General features: G+C 52.4%; 2 tRNA genes and 2 rRNA genes. All 4 read right to left on the reverse strand.

Features of this window, described 5'->3' with window-relative positions:
• Nucleotides 1-167, reverse strand: a 23S ribosomal RNA gene (locus tag SSCH_RS05425); the annotation flags it as partial.
• A gap of 111 nt (nt 168-278) precedes the next feature.
• Nucleotides 279-354, reverse strand: a tRNA-Ala gene (locus SSCH_RS05430).
• A gap of 116 nt (nt 355-470) precedes the next feature.
• A tRNA-Ile gene (locus tag SSCH_RS05435) sits at nt 471-548 on the reverse strand.
• Nucleotides 549-596: 48 nt separating this feature from the next.
• A 16S ribosomal RNA gene (locus SSCH_RS05440) occupies nt 597-1,099 on the reverse strand; the annotation flags it as partial.

The following is a 1,099-nucleotide window of genomic DNA, read 5'->3' on the forward strand; positions in this document are numbered from 1 at the left end:
TATGGATTCAGTAAGGATTGACTGGGTTTTAGCCCAGTCGGGTTTCCCCATTCGGGTATCCCCGGATTAACGCCTGTTTGCGGCTACCCGAGGCTTTTCGCAGCTTACCACGCCCTTCTTCAGCACCTGACGCCAAGGCATCCACCATATGCGTTAGTAGCTTGCATTGCTGCCGCCAGTCGCCTTTACCTGGTATTCTTTCTTTCCAATCACAGTAAAAGGCTTCTTCTTTCGGTTTTAGATGTAGTATCTCGATATTCGTTTTTCAAAGAACAGTTTGGTGGAGAAGAGCGGATTCGAACCGCCGACCTCCTGCTTGCAAGGCAGGCGCTCTCCCAACTGAGCTACTCCCCCACGAAAAACAGATGCCGGATGCAGGATGTCAGATGTCGGATTAATCGTTGAAATTCGCCTTAAGGCGAATTTCTTCCCTTTACCGACTTCCGACTTCTGGCTTCCGACCTCTATTTTGGTGGGCCTAGGTGGATTCGAACCACCGACCTCACGCTTATCAGGCGTGCGCTCTAAACCAACTGAGCTATAGGCCCGGGGTCTCTCAAAGCTAAACAGTCGTGTGTGTCGTTTATACTCCTTAGAAAGGAGGTGATCCAGCCGCACCTTCCGATACGGCTACCTTGTTACGACTTCACCCCAATCACCAGCCCCACCTTCGACGGCTCTTTCCGATCTGGAAGTCAGATGCAGGATGTCAGATGTCAGATTATTGAGGGGTTTATGGTAGCTGTTGAAATCAGAATTCGTGTCTACGAATTCTTTCCTCTTTCCGACTTCCGACTTCTGGCCTCTGACCTCCAGACCGGTTAAGCCACCGGCTTCGGGTGTTGCCAGCTTTCGTGGTGTGACGGGCGGTGTGTACAAGGCCCGGGAACGTATTCACCGCGGCATTCTGATCCGCGATTACTAGCGATTCCGACTTCATGCAGGCGAATTGCAGCCTGCAATCCGAACTTGGGCCGGCTTTGTGGGATTGGCTACAGGTCACCCCTTCGCTACCCTCCGTGTACCGGCCATTGTAGCACGTGTGTAGCCCAGGACATAAAGGGCATGATGATTTGACGTCATCCCCACCTTCCTCCGG

It is taken from the genome of Syntrophaceticus schinkii (assembly GCF_000946815.1).
Classification (GTDB): Bacteria; Bacillota; DSM-12270; order Thermacetogeniales; family Thermacetogeniaceae; genus Syntrophaceticus; species Syntrophaceticus schinkii.